The organism is Lachnoclostridium edouardi (assembly GCF_900240245.1).
GTDB classification, from domain to species: Bacteria; Bacillota; Clostridia; order Lachnospirales; family Lachnospiraceae; genus Lachnoclostridium_A; species Lachnoclostridium_A edouardi.
Map to the genome: position 1 here is coordinate 1,145,453 of NZ_OESQ01000001.1, position 21,479 is coordinate 1,166,931.

Genomic DNA, 21,479 nt, shown 5'->3' on the forward strand with positions numbered 1-21,479 from the left:
ACCGTCCTAAAAAATACAATTATTTCTTGGCAGCTTCCACAGCTTCCAAAGCTCTCTGTCTTAATGACTCCCCTGTTACCGGCGGGGAGAAAATACAAAACACCCGCAGCAGCTGGTCGCCTGTATTTTTAATTTTATGCTGGATTCCAGGAGGAGCCACTATCATTGAGCCTGGCACAAACGGATATTCCTTTCCGTCCACCTGCGCAACTCCGCATCCCTCCATACAATACATAGCTTCCATGCCTGTCTCGTGGCTGTGGCTGTCTATTTCGCAGCCTGGTTCCCACTCTGTAAAATGTACGGAAAAATTACTTTCTTTTATTTTATCGTCGTCTCCCATAAACATTGGGGTCATTACCCGTTTAAAAGGCTCCGGCACATGGATGCCGTTTTTTTCATCATACTTATAATACATGAAATCTCTCCTTTTTGCCCTTACTTGCCGTAAACAATGTGGTAAATTTCTTCTTTATATGGCTCAAATTCCTGCGCTGATACCTGAAGGCCATAGCTCATAATACAAAGGCGGCAAGGCTTATCCCCTTCTTTTAAAGGCAGCTGCTCATATGGAAAATCATTTAAGCAAAAGCCTAATCTTCTGTAAAACCTTGCTCTCCGTCCGGTCATGGAATCATTATCTGCAATCGGCTCGATTTCCAAAAATACAGGCTTGCCCATAGACTGAGCTTCCTCCAGACATTCCTTGACTAGCTTTTTTCCATATCCTTTGTTTCTGCACTTACCTGTAGTTGCCAGATGTTCTATAAAGAAACTGTTATTTAATTCCCAGTATCCGACAAAAGCCAGAATCCTGCCGTCCTCTTCCTCAACTCTCACCCGGTACATAGGATTTTCAACTACTTTTTTCTGTCCCTCCATGGTCCTTTGCTCAATATCAGGAAAGGATTCTTTATAGATTTGGTAAATTTCGTCAAAACGTTCAATGGGGCGTTCTAATTTCATTTTTTCCTCCACATAAAAGCCTGCTGCTGTTTATGACTCCGCCTTTTCTTTTTCTTCTTCCTTTACTGCAATCTGCAGCTCCTCAAGCTGCTTTCCATCTACTGGAGACGGAGCCTCTGTCATCAGGCAGGAAGCGTCCTTTACTTTCGGGAATGCAATTACGTCCCTGATGCTGTCTGCTCCCACCATCAGCATAACCATACGGTCCAAACCATAAGCTAAGCCTGCGTGAGGAGGAACTCCATATTTAAATGCCTCTAACAGGAAGCCAAACTGCTCCTGGGCTTTTTCTTTAGAGAATCCTAACACCTCAAACATTTTAGACTGAATGTCTCCCTGATGAATTCTGATAGAGCCGCCGCCCATTTCTGTTCCGTTTAATACAATATCATAAGCCTTTGCCCTTACAGCTCCTGGATTAGTATCTATAAACTGCAAATCTTCCTCCATTGGCATAGTAAATGGATGGTGCATCGCAACATATCTGTCTTCCTCTTCAGAGTACTCTAAAAGCGGGAATTCAGTTACCCACAGGAATTTAAAGTCATCCTTCTTTAAAAGATCCAGCTGTCTTGCCAGCTCCAGACGAAGATTGCCTAAAACATCAAATACTACCTTGTTTTTATCTGCTGCAAATAGTAAAAGATCCCCTGGCTTTCCTTCCATTGCAGCTACCAGATTCTTCAGCTCTTCCTCTTTCATAAATTTTGCAAAGGAAGATTTGTAGCTGCCGTCCTCCTGTATAGACAGGTAAGCTAAGCCCTTAGCTCCAAAACCTTTTGCGTACTCTACTAAAGCGTCAATTTTCTTTCTTGGCATCCCGGCCTGTCCCTGAGCGTTAATGCCCCGCACAGAACCGCCGTTTTCTAAAGCGCCTTTAAATACTGCAAATTCACAATCCCTTACTGTATCAGATACATTTTTCAGCTCCATGCCAAAACGCAGATCTGGCTTGTCAGAGCCGAAACGGTCCATAGCCTCTCTCCATGTCATTCTCTGAATCGGCAGCTGAAGATCATAATTACAAATATCTTTAAACAGCTTCTGAAGCAGGCGCTCATTTACGTCTAATACGTCGTCTACATCCACAAAAGACAGCTCCATATCAATCTGGGTAAACTCCGGCTGTCTGTCTGCTCTTAAATCTTCATCCCTGTAGCATCTGGCCAGCTGGAAGTAGCGGTCATATCCGGAACACATTAACAGCTGCTTAAACAGCTGAGGGGACTGAGGAAGGGCGTAGAAGGAACCTGGATGAACACGGCTGGGCACCAGATAATCTCTGGCCCCCTCAGGCGTGCTTTTAATTAAAGTAGGAGTTTCAATCTCCAGGAAACCTTCCTCTGCCAAAAATGCTCTTGTAAGAGTTGCCACACGGCTTCTTACCATCATATTCTTTTGAATATCAGGTCTTCTTAAATCCAGATAGCGGTATTTCAGTCTTAACTCTTCTTTTGTTTTGCTGTTTTCCTCTATTGGGAATGGAGGCGTCTCTGACTCGGAAAGGATTCTTAAAGACTTTGCTCTTATCTCAATGGCTCCTGTAGCCAGGTTTTCATTGGCCGCCCCTGAGCGGGCCTCCACCTTTCCCTCCACTGCAATTACAAATTCGCTTCTCAGCTTTTCAGCTTTTTCAAAGCTTTCTGTGCCACAGTCATTTTCCTCAAAAATCAACTGTAAAATACCTGAACGGTCTCTAAGATCTACGAAAATAATTCCGCCTTTATTTCTGCTTTTCTGAACCCAGCCCATAACAGTTACATTTTCACCTATATTAGCTGTAGTTACCTCTGTACATCTGTGGGTCCTTTTTAACCCTGCCATTGATTCTGCCATTTTAATTTCCTCCAATCCTTCCGGAAAGCCTGTTATCTTTTCAGAGCTTCTCTGTAGAACTCTTTAAATTCTGTATATCCTTCCTTCTGAAGCTGTTCCTTCTGGAATTTTTTATTTTTATTCATCTGCGCCACCAGCACCTGGCCGCCCTTTGCCCTTTCCTCTGTAGCTTCCTTAATTACAGCTCCCAGGCGAAGGCTGTCCATTCCTTTTTCAAATAAAAAGGCCTTTTTCCCTTCACTGGCAGGCACTGTAAATCCGCTGTCCATGAGAATGGTTACAATTCTTTCAAATCCAATGGAAAAACCGCAGGCCGGAGTTTCCATGCCTGTAAATTTCCCAATCATTTTATCGTATCTGCCTCCGCCTGCCACAGAACCGCCGAAGCCTTCCATGGAAACCTCAAAAATAGTTCCTGTATAGTAGGACATTCCTCTTACTAAAGTAGGGTCAAAAATCAACTGGAACTCTGCTGTGGCCACATCCTGAACAGTGTCCATAATATAAGCTAAATTTTCTGCTTTCCCCTGAGAAAGCACGCCTTCCAAAGTCTCCCCCAGCTGTCTTACTCCCTGGGCGTCCTGTCCTGCCTTTGTAATTAAATCCATATATTTTTTAACGGCAGCTTCTTCAAATCCCAGCTCTGTCAATTCCTTTGACACGCCGTCCCCGCCGATTTTGTCCATTTTATCCAGAGTAATAAATACCTGATCCATAGCTTCCTCTGGAAATCCGGCCCACACAGCCATTGCCTTTAAAATCTCTCTGTCATTGATGCGCACTGCAAAAGACTTGTCCGGACAGATTTTTCCTAAAGCAGTTGTGGTAGCTAAAATCAGTTCAATTTCTGCCAGGTTAGTAGAATCCCCTAAAATATCAATATCACACTGTACAAACTGACGAAATCTTCCCTTTTGAGGTCTGTCTGCACGCCACACACTGCCTACCTGCAGCGCCTTAAAAGGAGACGGCAGAACTGCCCCGTTATTGGCATAATATCTGGAAAGAGGAAGGGTCAAATCATAGCGAAGTCCTCCGTCCACCAGATCGTTTTCATTTTCTGCATCCTCAAGTCTTAACTTTTCGCCTCTTTTTAAGATTTTAAAAATCAGTTTTTCATTATCCCCGCCCTGCTTGCTGGTCAGGTTTTCAATATGCTCCACACATGGGGTCTCTATTGCAGAAAAACCAAACTTTCTGTAAGTATCTTTAATCTGGGTTAATACATAGTCACGGATCTGCATCTCCGCCGGAAGGATATCCTTCATGCCGGTAACCGGTTTCTTTTTCAATGCCATGTTTGTTTCTCCGTTTCTTTTTGTTTTTTCTCTTTTTATCATCCTGCGCCTGAACATGCGCATATTCCTTAATCTCTTCTATTTTACATTGCACATACGATTTTGCAAGCCTTTTTCCAATTTTTTCTCTCCGTCGCAAAACATCATTGCAAAACATATGGCTAACAGCGCGCAGCATACCAGCACAGCCTGGATTCCCATAATCTCCGTTATTAAATATCCCCCTCCGGCTCCTACAATAAAAGACAGAATAATTCCATAGTATTTGATGCTTTTTTTCCCTAATTCTCTGTCACCTGTTCTTAAATAATTGCCAAGAAGCTCAGTTCCGGATCTTAAATTTCCCGTGCACATTGTGGTGGCAAAGGCGCTTCCCCTGACCTTTCTAAAGCTTTCCACCTGAACGGCGCAGGCAAAGGAAACCGCCGTGTTGGCCAGCCAGTTCAGCTCCTTTGGCATAAATGCCACTGCGGCCAGAATCACGATTTCTAAAAGCACTGTCAGCTGTCTCCAGTGAATTTCTTTTCTCTCCTTAAAATGCCATTTAATCTGCTCGGCGGCAAAAACTCCCACGGCAAAGGCGGCAATGGGAATTAAATACTGGACCACCCTGCCCCACTGCTTATCCGCTGCATTTACCCCCAGCAGCACAATATTGCCTGTCTGGGCGTTGGCAAATACTCCTCCTCTGGAAATATACGTGTATGCGTCCAGAAAGCCTCCGGCGGCAGCCAAAATCAAACCGATTCTTAATGATTCTGACATTTGCTTTCCCTTTTGGCCGTTCATTTTATCATCTCCCAAGCTTTATCTGGCTTAACAGTTTATTTTTCCTTTCAATCATCTCTTGAATTCTGGAAATATACTGTTCTACATCTTTTACGTTTTCTACCCGTTCCAAACGGTTCTCCTCAGGAAAAACTACTTTTGTGGTAGTTCCGGCTCCGCAGGCGGCAATAGTCTGCTTTTCTTCCATAATCAGAATATTATATATACATGCCTTTCCCGGAAGGGCGTATCCTACATTCTCAAAATTTCCCGCCATATTTTTCTGCCGGTACAAATAATAAGGCTCCATCCCCATTTCTCTGGCATATCTGGCCGTCATATCCACCATTTCCTGAGTATTTACAATCTTTAAGCCCTTATACTGCTCCTTCTGCATGTTCAGCCGGGCCGCCCTTTTAATCGCCAGGGAGTGAACTGTAAGACTGTCCGGGGCCATAGCCTTAATTTCCTCCATAGTCTGTCTTACGTCCTCCAAAGTTTCGTCCGGCAGCCCTACAATCAAGTCCATATTAATATTGTTAAATCCCAGCTCCCTTGCCAGATAATATTTTTCCTTTACCATTTCCACAGAATGACGGCGGCCGATTAAATCTAAGGTGGCCTGTTTCATTGTCTGAGGATTAATAGAAATCCTGGTTATTCCATGGTTTAACAAGGTCTGAAGCTTTTCCCTTGTGATGCTGTCCGGCCTTCCCGCCTCCACTGTATACTCTGTTACATGGGACAGATCAAAGGTATTTTCCACCTTTTTTAAAATCTTTTCCAGATCCTCTGCTGACAAGGATGTAGGGGTGCCTCCGCCAAAATAAATAGTTTCCAGAGTACGGCCCTTCATTTTTTCCGCCGTATCTTCCAGCTCCTTAAACAAAGCTTCTAAATACAGTTTAGTTCTCCCCTCCCACTTTCCAATAGGATAGGAGGTAAAGGAGCAGTACAGACATGTAGTAGGGCAAAACGGAATTCCTACATACAAGCTGTAGCCCTCCTTATAAGAAATCTGGGACAGCAGCTGTCTTTCCCTTTCTGCAATTTCAATGCTCAGCTCAATTTTCTCCTTGCTGGTGTGGTAGGTTTCCCTCATATAAGTAAAAATCTTGTCCTTATCCCAGCCTTCCTCCAGCTTTGTCATAACAATTTTTGTGGGCCGGATACCTGTCAAGGTCCCCCACGGCAGCTCTCTTTCTGTTCTCATAGAAAGAATCTGATACAGCCCCCGCTTGATTTTATTTTTCGTCTCAAATCTATTGCAGTAATCCACATCAAAGGTTTTATATGCCCTTTTGGCGCCGTCAATTAAGCACAAAGCGTAAACCCCTGCGCCGTTCTCTTCCTCCAGCAGCTCCCCTCTGACACAAAAAGAAACATCCTCCTCCTGCTGATATACAAAGCTTTCCCCAGGATAAAAAGCCATTAAAAGCTCTCTGATATCCTGCTCATATGCTTTGTCCTTTAACAATATTCCTATCATTTTTCTGTCCTCTGTATGTTTTTTTCATTCCATTATAAATAACTGGCAACAGGATTATACTTTTTCTCATGGCCAATAGATGTAGGGCTGCCGTGGCCTGGATAAACAAAAGTAACCTCCGGCAGAAGAAAAAGCTTATTTCCAATAGACTCTATAATTTTACGGCTGCTTCCTGTAGGAAAATCAGTTCTTCCCAAGGACTCTTCAAATAAAGTATCCCCTGAAAATACCAGTTCCTCATCTGGAAGGTAATAGCACACAGAGCCCTCTGTGTGTCCCGGGGTTTCCATCACCTGAAAAGAAAAACCTGCCAGGTCTAAAACATCTTTATCTTTTACAAGGCAGTCTGCCTTCAGGCTTACAGACCTTCCTCCAATCGCCACAGATAAATTCATCATAGGATCTTTAAGCAGTTCTTCTTCCTTTTCCCCGGCGTAAACAGGTATTTTATACTTTCTTTTCAGCTCATCTGCAGCCAAAATATGATCGCTGTGGCCGTGGGTCAGAAGAATAGCCACAGGCGTAAGATTTAAGGCAGCGCACTGCTCCTCCAAATACGGGGCGTTATCTGCCGGATCTATAATCACCGCCTGTTTTGTGTCTATATGATAGGCCAGATATGTATTGGTGCTTACCATTCCCAGCACACAAGTTTTTATCCTTAATTTACTGTTATCCTGATTATTCATTTTACTTCCCATTCTCCTTTTTCACTGTCCTTTGTACAGGGAAAATGCTGCAAAAGAGCCATCCTGTATATTTACAGGCCTCCCTTCTGCAGCATCATATCTTTCAGGCGTTTTCAGCAGGCTGTTGTCCTTTGTCCTGTCAGCCTGCAGTTCTTTCAATATCCAGCACACCTTCGATCTGCCTAAGCTTATCTGTCAAATGATTCAGCTCTTCCTTCCCGTGTATGTCAAAGGTCATTATAATAGTGGCCTTTCCCTGCTTGCTGGTACGTACATTCATAGAAGAAATGTCAATCTGACGTTCTGTAAATACCTTGGAAATATCTACAAACATACCGATTCTGTTGTTGGCATAAATCTGAATCTCAGTAGTATATGTTTCTGAGCTGGTGTCATTTTCCGGCTGCTGCCACTCTGCGTCAATCAGCCTTTCCTTCTCATCCTCAGGCAGATTAATAATATTAATGCAATCTGTTCTGTGAATGGAAACGCCTCGCCCTCTGGTGACAAAGCCTACAATCTCATCTCCCGGAACAGGGCTGCAGCATCTGGAGAAACGAACTGCTAAATCGTGGATTCCCTTAACCACAATACCGCTTTTAGACTTTTTAGAAACAGGAACCTTATTGCCCTCCCCTATTTCATCCAGAATCGTAGCGTCAGTAACTTCCTTCTTCAGCTTCTTATTCCGCTCTTCCAGCATCTTATTAATAATCTGGCCTTCCTTCAGACCGCCGTGGCCGATAGAGGCCAGCAAAGATTCCCAGTCCTTAAAGGCATATCTGCGCATCACCTTTTCCATATACTCCGGCTTGTTAATGTCAGAGTAATTGATGCCGTGAGCCTTACAGTACTGAGTAATCAGCTCTTTTCCTTTTAATATATTGTCTTCCTTCAGCTCTGTTTTAAACCACTGGTTAATTTTATTTTTCGCCTGGGTGCTTTTTACAAGAGCCAGCCAATCTCTGCTTGGACCTTTGGAATTCTGAGAGGTAACAATCTCAATTCTGTCTCCGTTTTGTATTACATAATCAATAGGAACCAGCTTTCCGTTTACTTTGGCTCCCACCATTTTATTTCCCACTGCGCTGTGAATGGCGTAGGCAAAATCAATCGGCGTAGAACCGCTGGGAAGATTTTTTACGTCTCCGGACGGAGTAAAGCAGTACACGCTGTCGGAAAACAAGTCTAAATCGCTTTTTAAAAGGCTTAAAAACTCTTTGTTGTCCGACATATCCTTCTGCCATTCCAGAATTTGCCTCAACCAGCTTAGCTTTGCCTCCTCGCTGTCTGCAGCCACCTGGCCGCTTCCGCTTTCCTTATATTTCCAATGAGCCGCAATACCAAACTCTGCGGTTCTGTGCATCTCATATGTTCTGATTTGAATTTCAAAGGGCTGGCCATTATTTCCGATTAAGGTAGTGTGAAGAGACTGATACATATTAGGCTTAGGCATGGCGATATAATCCTTAAACCTGCCGGGAATGGGCTTATAAAGCTCATGGATAACTCCTAAAGCCCCGTAGCAGTCCTTGACAGAATCTACAATAATGCGGACTGCAAATAAATCGTAAATCTGATCCAAAGTCTTATGCTGGTTCACCATTTTCTTATAAATGCTGAAAAAGTGTTTGGCTCTGCCGTCCACCTTAGCTTTTATTCCCGACTCTGCCAGGTGAACCTTGACTTCATCCATAATTTCATTGACAAAAGCCTCCCTGGCGTCCTTTTTCAGGGAAATCTTTTCTGCCAGCTCATAGTAAATCTCCGGCTCCAAATATTTTAAGGATAAATCATCCAGCTCTACTTTTATTTTGGAAATACCCAGGCGGTGTGCAATCGGTGAATAAATGTCCATGGTCTCCCTGGCTTTTTCCTTTTGTTTGGCAGGCGTCATATACTGGAGCGTTCTCATATTGTGAAGGCGGTCTGCCAATTTAATGAGAATTACGCGAATATCCTTGGCCATTGCCAAAAACATTTTCCTTAAATTCTCCGCCTGTATCTCAACCTTATCCATATCCCAGGATATTTGGGTCAATTTTGTAACTCCGTCTACAAGGAGAGCTACCTCCTGGCCGAACTCTTCTTTCAGCTCATCCAGGTCCATCACCGTGTCCTCCACCACGTCGTGAAGGATGGCAGCCACAATCGTCTCCTTATCCATCTCTAAATCCGCCAGTATAATGCTGACGCAGAGAGGATGAATAATATAAGGCTCTCCTGACTTCCTTTTCTGCTCCTTATGAGCTTCATAGGCAATCTTGTAAGCCTTTTCGATCATGGAAATATCATCTGAGGGATGATACCTTTTTACAGATTTAATTAATTCCTCATACAACTCTTCCGGACTTGTAAAATCCGCCGGAGCCTCCAGCTGTATATCTATTTTCTTACTTTCTCCTGCCATAGACTTTCACCTTTTTTCCCAGCGTATTATTGTATCATTATAATTACATTTCTATGAAAATGCAACCCTTCCCGCTTTTCGCCAGGAAAATTTATACCTTTTTACGGATTTTTCCCAAAATTTCCCTTTAGCAAACATAGTGGAAAAGAATATTTATCAGATCACCCGGTTAATACACTGATATAAAAGAGCGTTGCAGACAGCGGCGGCAATATTGCTGCCTCCTTTTCTTCCCCTGGCCACAATATAGGGAACGTTTGAATTTATAATCAGCTCCTTAGACTCCACTACATTTACAAAGCCTACGGGAACGCCGATTACCAGCTGAGGCCGAAAGCCTTCCTTTATCAGCTCAGAAAGACGGATTAAAGCAGTGGGGGCGTTGCCTGCTGCAATTATCACCGGTTTTTTTAAAGCCGCGGCTTTTTCCATACACAAAACAGCTCTGGTACAGCCTCTTTCCTTAGCCTGAGCGGCCACGTCCCCGTCCGCCATAAAGCACATCACCTGCACCCCCAACTTCCCGGCCGCAGCCTTATTAATTCCGGCTGCAGCCATATTGGTGTCCGTAACAATAACAGCCCCCTGCTTTAAGGCCTGTAGCCCAGCCTTAACTCCTCCCTTTGAAAATACCAGGTTATCCCCGTAGTCAAAGTCTGCAGATGTATGAATACACCTTTTCACCACAGCCAGCTCAGGCTCAGGCCAAATGGCGGCCGGATCACAGCCCAGCCGCTCTTTTAGCTCCTGTCCAATAATTTCCATGCTTTTTGCTTCTATTTCCAGAGGCTTCATCATGTTCTATCCTCCAGCCCCTGATCTAAGATTTCATATATTTTTTTCATATCCAGAGACTCCCTTAATAAATCCGCCAGCTTATCATACTGTTTTTCTTTATATGCCTGCCAGTCCTCATATACCTTTTCTATTTTCGCCTGGCCTGTTTCCTCCGGATCTGCCCTAAAGGACTGCTTTTTCCTTCTTCCTATTTCAGCCACAAACTCTTCCCCAATGCCTGGAGCGTCAAAAAATCCGTGAAGATAGGTGCCCCACACGGTGCCGTCCTGATTGCACAGTCCTACGGTTCTCTCGTCATGTTCCTCTTTTTCTATTTTAATAAACTCCTGGCAGTCTCCTAAATTTCTGGTGATTCCCATGTGGATTTCATATCCTTCCACTTTTTTTCCGGAAAGTCCTTCCCAGCCGGGAACACAGTCCTCCACAAAAGCCTCCGCCTGAATCCTCACCTTTTCTCTGGAAAATACTGTTTTGGCGTCCAACAGTCCTAAGCCGTCTGCAGTTCCTTTTTCCTCCACCCCGTAAGGGTCGCTAAGGCGTTTTCCCAGCATTTGAAAACCGCCGCAGATTCCAATCACAGGAATTCCCAAATGAGAAAAGGCTGTAATTACCTTTGCAAATCCGGCCTCCTTCAGCCACGTTAAATCTGACATTGTATTTTTTGTGCCTGGCAGAATAATTACGTCAGGCACCCCCAGGTTTTCCGCCACCTCTACATATCTGACAGATACTCCGTCCATTCTCTCTAACACTGCAAAATCTGTAAAGTTGGAAATATGAGGAAGGTGAATCACGGCAATATCCAGCCCGCCGCCTTTTTTCGTTTTGTTCAGCCTTTCAGCCAAGCTGTCCTCCTCCTCAATATCTACGCTGATCATAGGCACCACTCCAACTACAGGAATATTTACCCTTTCCTCCAGCATATTTAAGCCTGGAGCCAGCAGCTTTTTGTCCCCTCTGAACTTGTTAATCACAATCCCCTTAATCATGGACTGTTCTTCTTCCTCCAAAAGCTTTACTGTGCCGTAAAGGGAGGCAAAAACTCCGCCTCTGTCAATATCTCCCACTAAAATCACAGGCGCCCCTGCAATTTTAGCCATTCCCATATTAACAATATCATGTTCCTTTAAATTTATTTCAGCCGGGCTTCCCGCCCCTTCGATTACAACTATATCATATTCCTCATCCAGCTCCTTTAAGGCCTGCTCCACCACAGGCTTTAACTGAGGCTTCAGCTTATAGTACTGTAAAGCCGTGTAATTTCCAAGAATTTCTCCGTTTACAATTACCTGGCTTCCCATATCGCTGTTGGGCTTTAAAAGAATAGGATTCATAGCCACCTTAGGCTTTATGCCTGCAGCCTCCGCCTGAACCACCTGAGCTCTTCCCATTTCCAGCCCGTCCTCTGTAACGTAAGAATTTAAAGCCATATTCTGAGATTTAAACGGAGCTGTTTTAAAGCCGTCCTGATGAAATATACGGCAAAGTCCTGCAGTAATAAATGATTTTCCTGAATTAGACATGGTTCCCTGAACCATAATATATTTTGCCACTGAAAAAACCTCCCTTTATGTTAATATTTCTTCCTGTTTATTGGTTCTCTTTTGTCCGGCTCCTCTGTTTCTGATCCCACAAAATAGCGTCTGCAATTCCCTCGGCCGTGTAAACAGCAGCTGTCAAGTCCACAAAAAGTCCGGCCTTTTTGGCCTCCCCGGCAGTTACAGGCCCAATGGAAACCAGTTTTCCTCTTCTCTCCCCCTGGGACATAGAGGCAAAAGCCCTGGCCCCTGACCCGCTTGTAATTACAATATAATCCGCCTCTTTTTCCAGACGGTTTAACTCTTCTTTTCTCCTGGTATCCACAACCGTCCTGTAGAGAACAGCCTTGCTGCATACAATACCTGCGTTTTTTAAAGCCTCAGGCACTATAGAGGAGCTTTCCTCTGCTCCGGCAAACAGCACCTTTTCTCCCGGCTTTACTGTAGGCGCCCACTGAGCCGCCAAAGCCTGACTGGTATATACGTGGGGAACAAAATCACAGTAAAAACCATATGCCTTTAAGGTTTCCTCCGTTCCCTTTCCAATGGCCGCAATTTTCATATGAAGCATAGCTCTGATATCTATTTCCAGCTCCTGAAGTATTTGGAAAAAGCAATGCACTCCGTTGCTGCTTGTAAAAACAATCCACTGATACTTGTTTAAGTCTGAAAGCAAAGATAAGGTTTCCTCTGCAGCCCAGGCTTCGGCCTCTATCAGGCTTACCGTCTCTGTCTCCGCCCCTAAAGGTGTTAAAACCTCCCTCATTTGCTCCGCCATCTGCCTTGTGCCGGTTACTAAAACCTTTGTGCCAAATAAACTGCCCTGCTCAAACCAGGCCAAAGTATCTCTCAGGGAAACTGCGTTTCCCACTACTGTAATTGCCGGCGTAGCAATTCCCGCTCTTTTAGCATCTTCAAAAATCTGCCCCAGCTTCCCTGTAACTGTCCGCTGCCTGGGAGTGGTCCCCTTTTCAATTACAGCTGCAGGAGTATTTTTACTCATCCCTTCTACTATTAAACCTGCTGCAATATGCTCCAGGCTGTGAAGTCCCATTAAGAAAACCAGGGTTCCTTCTGTTTTTGCCAACAAGGAAAAATCCAGTCCCTCCCCCTTTTTATTTTCCCCTTCATGGCCTGTAATAACATGAAAGGAGGAGGAAACATTTCTGTCTGTCACCGGAATTCCTGCATAAGCCGGCACACTGTAGGAGGAGGAAATTCCCGGTATAATCTGAAAAGGAATTCTGTTTGCCGACAATTCAGCTGCCTCCTCCCCGCCTCTTCCAAACACAAAAGGATCTCCGCCCTTTAAGCGGACAACCATTTTTCCCATATTCGCCTGTTCTACTAAAAGGCGGCTGATTTCCTCCTGCTTCATATAATGACTTCCCATTCTCTTTCCAGCATAAATCAGCTGCGCGTCCATCCTGGCTTCATTAAGAATAGAAGGGGAAATTAAATTATCATATACAATTACGTCAGCCTGCCTTACTGCCTCCAAAGCTTTCACACTGATTAAGCCCTGGTCCCCCGGCCCTGCTCCGGCTAAGACCACGTTTCCCTTTAAAACCTGATCTGCCAAAGTTTCCCCTAAAATATACGGAAGCTCTTCTATTTCTTCTGATTCTGCGCAGGCCATACAAGACTCTCTGTACACCAGGTTTCTTTCATCTCCCCCGTACATCACCTTCATCCTAAGACCATTTTCATCACCTGTACAGTAAGCTCCGCTGGGAGCGTTGCAGCCGCCTCCCAAAACAGTTAAAAAGGTTCTTTCTGCCGCTAAAGCCATAGCCGCCTGAGGAGAATGGAGAATATCCAGCAAAGGCCCCAGCTCCCCTTCCCGTGTTTCCAAAGCCAGGATTCCCTGCCCTGCTGCCGGCACAAACTCCTCCGGGTCCATAAATTCATAAAAAAAACCGTCAGCCTCCAAAAGACCTAATCTCTTTAAGCCTGCGGCAGCCAAAATAATCCCATGGTATTCTCCGTTTTTCAGCTTTTCCAGCCTTGTCTCCACATTGCCTCTTAACAACTTAATCTGCACCCCTGGATTTATTTTTTTAATCTGCAGCTCCCGCCTGAAGCTGCTGGTGCCGATCACACTGCCTAGGGGCAAGTTTTCTCCTTTGATGCCTGTCACAGTTACAAGCACATCCCTGGGGTCCTCTCTTGGCAGCACGGCCCCAATACAAAGGCCTTCAGGCAGATCCATAGGCAGATCCTTGGCGCTGTGTACAGCCAAATCAATATTTTTTTTAATCAGCTGCTCTTCCAGCTCCTTTGTAAATACTCCCTTTCCCCCAAATGCAGTTAAAGACCTTTCAAGAATCTTATCTCCCTGGGTTATTACTGGCACTATTTCTATTTCTGCTTCCGGAAAATGCTTTACAATCATTTTGCTTACAATCTCCGTCTGTATCATGGCCAGCCTGCTTTTTCTTGTTCCGATTCTGATTTTCATTTCTGGTATATTCCAATCCTTTTATCGTTTTTCAATCTGTGTCTATTCTGAAATTCCATTTCTGAATTCATGGGTAAAATATTTATCATACAGCTTAGAAAGCTGATACTGGTCTCCTAAAAAATCCCCTACTGCAATTAAAGCTGTTTTTTTGATTCCCGCCTCTTCTGCTTTCTGTCCAATATTTTCTAAAGTCCCTGTCACAATTTTTTCGTCTTCCCAGGAAGCCTTATAAACTACGGCGGCAGGCGTGTCTTTTCTATATCCCCCGGCAATTAACCGTTTGGCCGCCTTTTCTGTCTGCCCTGCGCTGAGAAAAATCAGCATAGTCGCATTGTGTTTAGCCAAAACCTCCAGCTGTTCCTTTTCAGGCACCGAGGTGCGCCCCTCCATTCTGGTTAAAATCACTGTCTGGCTGACTCCCGGAAGAGTATATTCTTTTTTTAAGGAAGCCGCCGCCGCTAAAAAGGAACTGACTCCCGGCGTTATATCATAGGAAATTCCCAACCGTTCCAGCCAGTCCATCTGCTCCCTGTGGGCTCCGTACACAGACGGATCTCCTGTGTGCAGGCGCACTGTCATCTTCCCATTACTTTCCGCCCTTTCCATAACCGCAACTACTTCTTCCAGGGTCATGGAGGCGCTGTTAAAAATCTCCGCTTCCTTTTTTGTATATTCTAAAAGCTTTGGATTTACTAAAGAGCCTGCATAAATCACTACGTCCGCCTTCTGCAGCAAATGCATTCCCTTTACAGTAATCAACTCTTTATCTCCCGGTCCTGCTCCTACAAAATGTACCATTTTTTCACCTTTCCTCCCCCTATTTTTATAAATCCTGCTCTTCTGTTATTTTTCCAAACAAACTTCTCACAGCCTCCCCGGCTTTTGCAGCCAGCTTGTGGTTCTTTCCAGAAGCTATGATTCCGGCAATTAAATCATTCTTTTTTGCTATTGCCGGAAAATAAAAATCGCAGTTTTCCTTTTTTCCCGCGTCGTTTACTAAAATTCCTTTTTCTCTGCAGATCTTCACTGCTCTTTCATTTACTGAAATATCGTCTGCAGCTGCAATAACAAAATCTATATTTTCCACATCTTTATCTAAAAATTCCCTTTTTATCCACAGAAGCTTCCCCTGGTTTTCCAGGTTCTCCACTTCCTTTAACACTTTAGGGCTGACAACTGTGATTTTTGTCCCATTTTCCTCCTGCAGAACAGAAAAAAGGGCTGACAATCTTCTTGCCGTCACCTTTCCTCCCCCTATAAATAAAAATCTTTTTTCCTCCATGGATAGAAACAAAGGGAAATAACTGTGATTTTCTCTCATTTAGCCACCTGCAATTAAATTTCATATCCTCTGGGAGTTACCATTTTTCCGTTTATTTCCTTGGTCTGAGAATTGCCGATAAAAACTGTAGTAAACATATCTGTTTCCTGTTCTCTTAACTGTCCCAAGGTCATAATAAGGGCCTTCTCCCCTTCCCGACCAATATGAGACACCACGCCGCAGACTGTAGTTTCCCGCTGATATTTAAGAATCAGGTCACATGCTTTCTGTAAATAATCCTTTCTCTTTTTGCTGGAGGGATTATAAATACAAATAACAAAATCTGCAGCCGCAGCCGCCAGCAAACGCTTTTCTATTTTTTCCCAGGGCGTCAAAAGATCACTTAAACTGATTACTGCAAAATCGTGAATCAAGGGAGCGCCTAACACCGCCGCCCCTGCTGTGGCCGCAGTAACCCCCGGCACAATCTCCACAGGAATGTGAGGATAATCTTTTCCTATTTCTAACATTAAGCCGGCCATTCCGTAAACTCCCGGATCGCCGCTGCACACCATAGATACAATCTGATCCTTGTCCGCCTCTAAAAACGCCGTCTGACAGCGCTTTGCCTCCTGCTTCATAGGTGTAGATATCATTCGCTTTTTAGGGAATCTTTCCTTTAAAAGGTCAACATAGACTGTATATCCGGCAATTACCTGACTTTCCTCTAATGCTTTTTGGGCCTGAAATGTTATTTTTCCTTCTTCTCCAGGTCCAATGCCTACAACATAAATTTTTTTCATCTGTTCTCTCCTTATATTATGACTTCTTCCCTTTTTCGCGTAGTAAATATTATATCTATTTTAAACATGTATGGCAAGATCCAATAACCAGAAGACAGGCCTATTATAAGTAAAACTGAATCCACCCACCACTTTTTTTAAGTGGCGTCCTTTGTCAAAAAGTTTTATACTTAATGGTAAAGCGTTAATAGACAAAAATTCTAAAGCTATATTATACGATTAAGAAAGGAGCTGCTTCCATGGAAAGCTTCCTGAAAATGCTGAACACTCAGCTGGTTTTATTTATTTATCTTTGTATAGGTTATTACTGTTCTAAAAAATCAATTATGGATGATCACACAAAGCAAAAACTGACAGATCTGATTTTAAAAATAACTCTTCCCTGTATGATTTTTAATTCCTTTAATAAGCCCCTGACCCCTGATGTACTGAAAGAGACTGCCGTAGTATTTTTTGTGGCAATGGTAATTGCTGTGGTGTCCTTTTTATCAGGAAAAGTTCTGTACAATCATTTCTCCCACGAAAAAAAGAGCATTCTCCAGTACTCCACTCTTGTAAATAACTCTGGTTTCCTGGGAATGCCCATGGTGTCCTCCGTATATGGGACAGAAGGCCTTTTTTACGCCTCTATTTTTATTATACCTAACCGTATTTTTATGTGGACTGCAGGACTTAGCCTTTTTACTCAGTCTGACTTCCGCTCAAAATGTAAAAATATATTTTTAAATCCCTGCATTATTGTAGTAATCCTGGGAATTCTCCGTCAAATTTTCCTTATTCCCATACCGGAATTTCTGGACACAGCTATAGGAGAAATAGGAAATGTTACTACTCCTCTTTCTATGTTTGTAATTGGGGCCATGATGGTAGGCGTATCTATTCCTTCATTATTAGAGGGCAGTATTTTTTATTTGTCCTTTATCCGCCTCATTGCTCTGCCTTTAACTGCCCTTGCGCTTATGCGGCTGTGCCATATGCAGGAGCTTTTAACAGGTATTTCTCTCATTCTTACAGGAATGCCTGCAGGCACCACCAGCGTGCTGTTATCTATGAAGTACGGGGTGGACGCAGATTTTGCTTCCCGCTGCGTTGTCACTACCACCCTGCTTTCCATGATTACTGTGCCAATTTTGCTGCTGTTTATTTAAATGAAATTTACAGGCCATGTAATTTCCTTTTGGGACAGCGCCTGATCTATTCCCATAGCCGCGTGGACAGCCATTCTGTCAAAGCTTTCTTTAGAATGGGCGGCGCAATGAGGGCTAAATATTACATTAGAAAGCCTTAAAAGAGGATGATCTAATTTAGGCGGCTCCTGTTCCAGCACGTCTAAGGCGGCCCCTCCTATTTGTCCGGAAACTAATGCCTCGTACAAAGCCTTTTCATCTACAATTCCTCCTCTGGCACAGTTAACCAAAATGCTGCCTGGTTTCATAAGCGATAAATAGTAGCTGTTTACAAGACCTTTTGTTTCTTTTGTCAAAGGACAGTGAATGGAAATAACATGGCAGGAGGAAAATAATTTTTCCAGAGAATTCTCCATTTCTATGTACTTTGGAGCTAAATCCTGAGAAATCTGATTATCATAGGCCTTAATCTTCATTCCAAAGCTGACTACGGCCTTTTGGGCAGTTAATTTTCCAATTCTTCCAAGCCCAATCAGCCCTAAAGTTTTTCCCTCTAATTCTGTTAATTTCACCTGGTTCCTGGAGGCCCAATTTCCTGTTCTTACATTTTTATCCATTTCCGGAATGTGCCGGGCTGACGCCGCCATTAAAGCTACTGCGTGCTCTGCCACTGAGGAAGCGTTGGACATAGGACCGTTTGTCACCTGAATACCTAATTGATTGGCGGCTTTCATATCTATATTGTCCACCCCCACTCCATGTTTGCTGATTACCTTTAATTCTTTTCCTGCTTTCATTATTTTTTCTGTAATAGGAGCAGTCCTCACTAAAATCCCCTGGCAGTCTGCAACTTCCCTGGCCATGATCTCTTCCTTTAAGGAGGAGCCCAGTTTTATTTCATATCCCCTTTTCACCAGATAATCCTTTCCCGCCTGGGCAATATCCTCAGGTATATAAATTTTCATTATCTTCCCTTCTTTCTCCGTTTTGCGATTTCTTCTATTTTAATTAAAATCCATAAATCACAGGAACCAGCACAATTAAGGCCGCCAGCTGCAGCAAGGTTACTGGCAAACCGATTTTTACATAATCCATGTAACGGTATCCTCCCACAAGGGTCTGAGTGACGCAGGGGGACCCAATAGGCGTTGCCGTGGCCAGCTGGCAGGCTAATATAAGCCCTATTACAAATGTTTCCGGCCGGACTCCCAAGGATAGGGCAAGACTTAATCCAATAGGAATAATCATGGATGCAACGGCTACATTTGACATAAAATTAGTCAGAAGCGCCGTAACAATAAACAAGGCCGCCATAACTACAAAAGCCGAGGCCTCCGGCCCTCCAAACAAATCTAATATTTTTTCTGCAATAAGGGCTCCTGCCCCGGAGCTGTCCAGACCTTTGGCAAACCCCTGGGAGGCGGCCAAAATTACAATGGTGTTCCAATCAATACTTTCAAAGGCCTTTTTAAAGCTGATGCAGCCTGTTGTAATTAATATGGAAGCTCCTAACAAAGCCACTACCGCCAAATCCCATATACCTACAATAAATCCTGCAATGCAGCCTATCAGCACAACCCCTGTAATCCTTTGCTTCCCCTTACTGTACTGTTTTTCCTTAATATCTGTTTCCCCTTCCATCCCCGGTATCACATCCTGAAATGTCAGCACCCTTTTTTCCAGAGCATAGCCTGCAGTGGCAAAGTAAATAATCATAATTATGCAAAGAGGAATTCCTGCCAAAGCCAGGTCAAAAAATTTCATAGGCACAAGCCCGTCTGTCTCCATAAGGATTCCCTGGGCCACCATTTGAGGCGTAGAGCCTGCCAAAGTGCAGAAGCCTCCGGCGCTGGCCCCATTCCCACTGCCATAAGCACATATTTATTTTCCACTTTTCCCTGAGACTTTACTACAATAGAGGCCAGCAGCGGAATAAACATAGCCACCACTGCAGAGTTGCTGAGAAAAACAGATAAAATAATAGACAGCGTCACCAATATAAAAATCAGCGTTCTCTGGTTTTTTCCTAAGCCCATTTTTCTAAGACTTTTCCCTACAGCCTGGGCCAAACCATTTTCAAAGGCCGCATTTCCCACAACCATCATGGACGCGACCATGACGGCTGCCAGGGAGCCAAAATTGGCGTATACGTCCCCCGGCTTTATGATGCCGAAAATTCCCATTGCCAAAGCAGCTAAAATTGCAGTCATAGCCAGAGGAATTTTTTCCAATGCAAAGGATATTACTGCAGCCGTGATAATTAAAATTGCTATTGTGCTTTGTTCCATATTGTAATCTCCCCTTTATACAAATTTTCATTTCCGCCTTTTTCTTTTATGACTGAAAATCCTGGTGGAATCTGCAGGCCATATTATAGGACATTTTAGATAAATCTCCGCTGTCCGACATAGCCATAATATACTGATAGCCCTTTTTAAACTTCTCTCTGGCGTCCTCGTAGCTGCCGGCTACTGTGCCTAAAAACTTTCCGCTTCCCAACACCTTTTTCTCTGCCTCCTCAATTTTTTTCTTTACAGCAGGATGGCCTGGATTCCCTAAATATCCCATGCAGGCAGCTAAGTCCATTGGACCTATAAAAATGCCGTCCACCCCGTCTACCTTTATAATTTCCTCCAGATGATCTATGGCTTCCTCTGTCTCCAAAGCTATATACAATAAAATTTCCTCATTGGCCTTCTGAAAATAAGACATTCCGTCCACTCCATAGCCGCAGGCTCTGGGACTGCCTGCAATCCCTCTGATGCCCTCAGGTGCATACCGCACAGCCTGAACAGCCTCCCTGGCTTCTTTGGCAGTATTTACATACGGCACATGGATTCCATAAGCTCCCACATCCAGAATCTTTTTTATTGCCACAAAGTCATTCCACGGAGCCCGCACAATGGGCATCACCGGATATGCCGACACCGCCTGAAGCTGAGACAATAAAGTCATTACGTCCCCAGGTCCATGCTCTAAATCTATCAGCAAAAAATCCATACCTGATCTGGCTAATATTTCTGCCGACATAGGGCTGCACAGCTGTGCCCACGACCCAATTAATTTTTCTCCCTTTAGCAGCCTGTGCTTTCCTGCATTATAAAACTTTGAACCAATCTGTCTCATGTTTACTCTCCTTTTCTTCTTTATTTTTTATTTCACTCGTCCCTCGTTCCATAAAAACTACGGGAAACCCGAACTCCGCTATCGCTTCGTTTGGGTAGCAAATAGTTTCGCCCTTTGGCGCTCAACTATTTTTTGTTGCTAAATAATATAAAAGCAACTTTCATGCCAAATAAAAAAGACAGAAATAAGCCTTTTTTCTTGTGTATGTTTTCTTTATATCTGGGAAAGTATTTCATATTGTAACCGCTGACTGCCTGACTATGGTTTCATTTTGACACTCTTGTTTTTTCTTCATCCAGTGTTATGATGAAAAGATACTATCCCCGCAGGTTTTAAAATTAAGGTTCCTGTTTTTAATCACCATCTATATATGGAGGTCTTATGAAATATATATTTTTTGCCCCTTATAAGCAGCTCTCTCTTTTAGCAGAACAGGTGTGCAGAGAACTGGGTTTAAAGGACTGGGTCATTGAATACGGCTATATGGGAGGCTGTGTAAAAGCTGCCAAAAATTATGCCCGCCAGGGCGCACAGGTAGTTGTGGCCAGAGGAATTACTGCTGACATTTTAGATAAAAATCTGAATATACCTATTGTCCGCCTTACTACAACGCCCTACGATATACTTCCCCTGGTCAGCTAGATTCAGGAAAAAAGACAAAAAATTGCTGTAGTAGGCTTTCCTTTAACTATTTATGGCATTGAAACCATGGATTCTGTATTTGGACATGAATTCATTGAATTTCCTATTTCCTCTCTTGAGGAAATACCTGAAATTATTGAAAAAATCAAAGGCCTGGGAATTACTTACGTTTTCGGAGGCTCCGCCACCTTTTCTCAGGCGCAAAAAGCCGGACTGACAGGTTATCTTTTAGAGACGGGAAAAAATACTGTGGCTTTTGCCATG

At 43.7% G+C, this 21,479-nt stretch carries 18 protein-coding genes and 2 pseudogenes; 2 read left to right on the forward strand and 18 right to left on the reverse strand.

The window, feature by feature from the left end; genetic code table 11:
* Window positions 1-19: 19 nt before the first annotated feature.
* The 15 genes from C1A07_RS05345 to cobJ all read right to left on the reverse strand — a co-directional run bounded on the left by C1A07_RS05345 (window position 20) and on the right by cobJ (window position 16,320).
* A complete protein-coding gene (locus tag C1A07_RS05345) occupies window positions 20-418 on the reverse strand; it encodes a cupin domain-containing protein (protein WP_101876194.1) in 399 nt (132 codons plus the stop codon).
* A gap of 20 nt (window positions 419-438) precedes the next feature.
* Window positions 439-966 (reverse strand): GNAT family N-acetyltransferase, encoded by a 528-nt coding sequence (locus C1A07_RS05350; protein ID WP_101878054.1) that lies wholly within the window; start codon window positions 964-966, stop codon window positions 439-441.
* A gap of 30 nt (window positions 967-996) precedes the next feature.
* On the reverse strand, window positions 997-2,802 hold the full coding sequence (gene aspS / locus C1A07_RS05355; RefSeq protein WP_101876195.1) for an aspartate--tRNA ligase: 1,806 nt from the start codon (window positions 2,800-2,802) through the stop codon (window positions 997-999).
* Window positions 2,803-2,834: 32 nt separating this feature from the next.
* Window positions 2,835-4,100 (reverse strand): histidine--tRNA ligase, encoded by a 1,266-nt coding sequence (hisS, locus tag C1A07_RS05360; protein WP_101878055.1) that lies wholly within the window; start codon window positions 4,098-4,100, stop codon window positions 2,835-2,837.
* 78 nt (window positions 4,101-4,178) lie between these two features.
* Entirely contained in the window at window positions 4,179-4,889 is a 711-nt protein-coding gene (locus C1A07_RS05365) for a YoaK family protein (protein ID WP_242972259.1), read from the reverse strand.
* 4 nt (window positions 4,890-4,893) lie between these two features.
* Window positions 4,894-6,357: a coproporphyrinogen dehydrogenase HemZ gene (hemZ, locus tag C1A07_RS05370; protein ID WP_101876196.1), complete on the reverse strand. Its 1,464-nt coding sequence runs from the start codon at window positions 6,355-6,357 to the stop codon at window positions 4,894-4,896.
* Between the two features lie 32 nt (window positions 6,358-6,389).
* Window positions 6,390-7,046 (reverse strand): MBL fold metallo-hydrolase, encoded by a 657-nt coding sequence (locus tag C1A07_RS05375; protein ID WP_242972260.1) that lies wholly within the window; start codon window positions 7,044-7,046, stop codon window positions 6,390-6,392.
* A gap of 21 nt (window positions 7,047-7,067) precedes the next feature.
* Window positions 7,068-7,205, reverse strand: coding sequence for a hypothetical protein (locus C1A07_RS16175; RefSeq protein WP_180952186.1), 138 nt, complete (start codon window positions 7,203-7,205; stop codon window positions 7,068-7,070).
* Complete coding sequence (locus tag C1A07_RS05380) at window positions 7,186-9,456, reverse strand: RelA/SpoT family protein (protein ID WP_101876197.1); 2,271 nt, start codon at window positions 9,454-9,456, stop codon at window positions 7,186-7,188. The genes C1A07_RS16175 and C1A07_RS05380 overlap by 20 nt, the downstream gene beginning before the upstream one ends.
* Before the next feature lie 156 nt (window positions 9,457-9,612).
* Complete coding sequence (locus C1A07_RS05385; protein ID WP_101876198.1) at window positions 9,613-10,254, reverse strand: precorrin-8X methylmutase; 642 nt, start codon at window positions 10,252-10,254, stop codon at window positions 9,613-9,615.
* Window positions 10,251-11,807 (reverse strand): cobyric acid synthase, encoded by a 1,557-nt coding sequence (locus C1A07_RS05390; protein ID WP_101876199.1) that lies wholly within the window; start codon window positions 11,805-11,807, stop codon window positions 10,251-10,253. The genes C1A07_RS05385 and C1A07_RS05390 overlap by 4 nt, the downstream gene beginning before the upstream one ends.
* 37 nt (window positions 11,808-11,844) lie before the next feature.
* Window positions 11,845-14,253, reverse strand: coding sequence for a hydroxymethylbilane synthase (gene hemC / locus C1A07_RS05395; RefSeq protein WP_101876200.1), 2,409 nt, complete (start codon window positions 14,251-14,253; stop codon window positions 11,845-11,847).
* A 42-nt stretch (window positions 14,254-14,295) separates the two neighbouring features.
* Window positions 14,296-15,054, reverse strand: coding sequence for a precorrin-4 C(11)-methyltransferase (gene cobM / locus C1A07_RS05400; protein ID WP_101876201.1), 759 nt, complete (start codon window positions 15,052-15,054; stop codon window positions 14,296-14,298).
* A gap of 25 nt (window positions 15,055-15,079) precedes the next feature.
* Window positions 15,080-15,577 carry a precorrin-2 dehydrogenase/sirohydrochlorin ferrochelatase family protein gene (locus C1A07_RS05405; RefSeq protein WP_101876202.1) on the reverse strand — a complete coding sequence of 166 codons (498 nt, stop codon included), beginning with the start codon at window positions 15,575-15,577 and terminating at the stop codon, window positions 15,080-15,082.
* Between the two features lie 14 nt (window positions 15,578-15,591).
* Window positions 15,592-16,320 carry a precorrin-3B C(17)-methyltransferase gene (gene cobJ / locus C1A07_RS05410; protein WP_101876203.1) on the reverse strand — a complete coding sequence of 243 codons (729 nt, stop codon included), beginning with the start codon at window positions 16,318-16,320 and terminating at the stop codon, window positions 15,592-15,594.
* A gap of 239 nt (window positions 16,321-16,559) precedes the next feature.
* Here cobJ and C1A07_RS05415 point away from each other — a divergent pair, with 239 nt between their 5' ends.
* Window positions 16,560-17,468, forward strand: a complete 909-nt coding sequence (locus C1A07_RS05415; protein WP_101876204.1) for an AEC family transporter — start codon at window positions 16,560-16,562, stop codon at window positions 17,466-17,468.
* Here C1A07_RS05415 and C1A07_RS05420 read toward each other — a convergent pair.
* The 3 genes and pseudogenes from C1A07_RS05420 to C1A07_RS05430 form a co-directional block, all read right to left on the reverse strand.
* The gene (locus C1A07_RS05420; protein ID WP_101876205.1) at window positions 17,465-18,412 is read right to left on the reverse strand and encodes a hydroxyacid dehydrogenase; all 948 of its coding nucleotides are present in this window, start codon (window positions 18,410-18,412) and stop codon (window positions 17,465-17,467) included. The two genes, C1A07_RS05415 and C1A07_RS05420, sit on opposite strands and share 4 nt — an antisense overlap.
* A 43-nt stretch (window positions 18,413-18,455) precedes the next feature.
* Window positions 18,456-19,735: pseudogene (locus tag C1A07_RS16625) on the reverse strand (SLC13 family permease).
* Between the two features lie 46 nt (window positions 19,736-19,781).
* Window positions 19,782-20,573 carry an HpcH/HpaI aldolase family protein gene (locus C1A07_RS05430; protein WP_101876206.1) on the reverse strand — a complete coding sequence of 264 codons (792 nt, stop codon included), beginning with the start codon at window positions 20,571-20,573 and terminating at the stop codon, window positions 19,782-19,784.
* A gap of 483 nt (window positions 20,574-21,056) precedes the next feature.
* Here C1A07_RS05430 and C1A07_RS16895 point away from each other — a divergent pair.
* Window positions 21,057-21,449 (forward strand): annotated as a pseudogene (locus C1A07_RS16895) (PrpR N-terminal domain-containing protein); the annotation flags it as partial.
* Window positions 21,450-21,479: the final 30 nt, after the last annotated feature.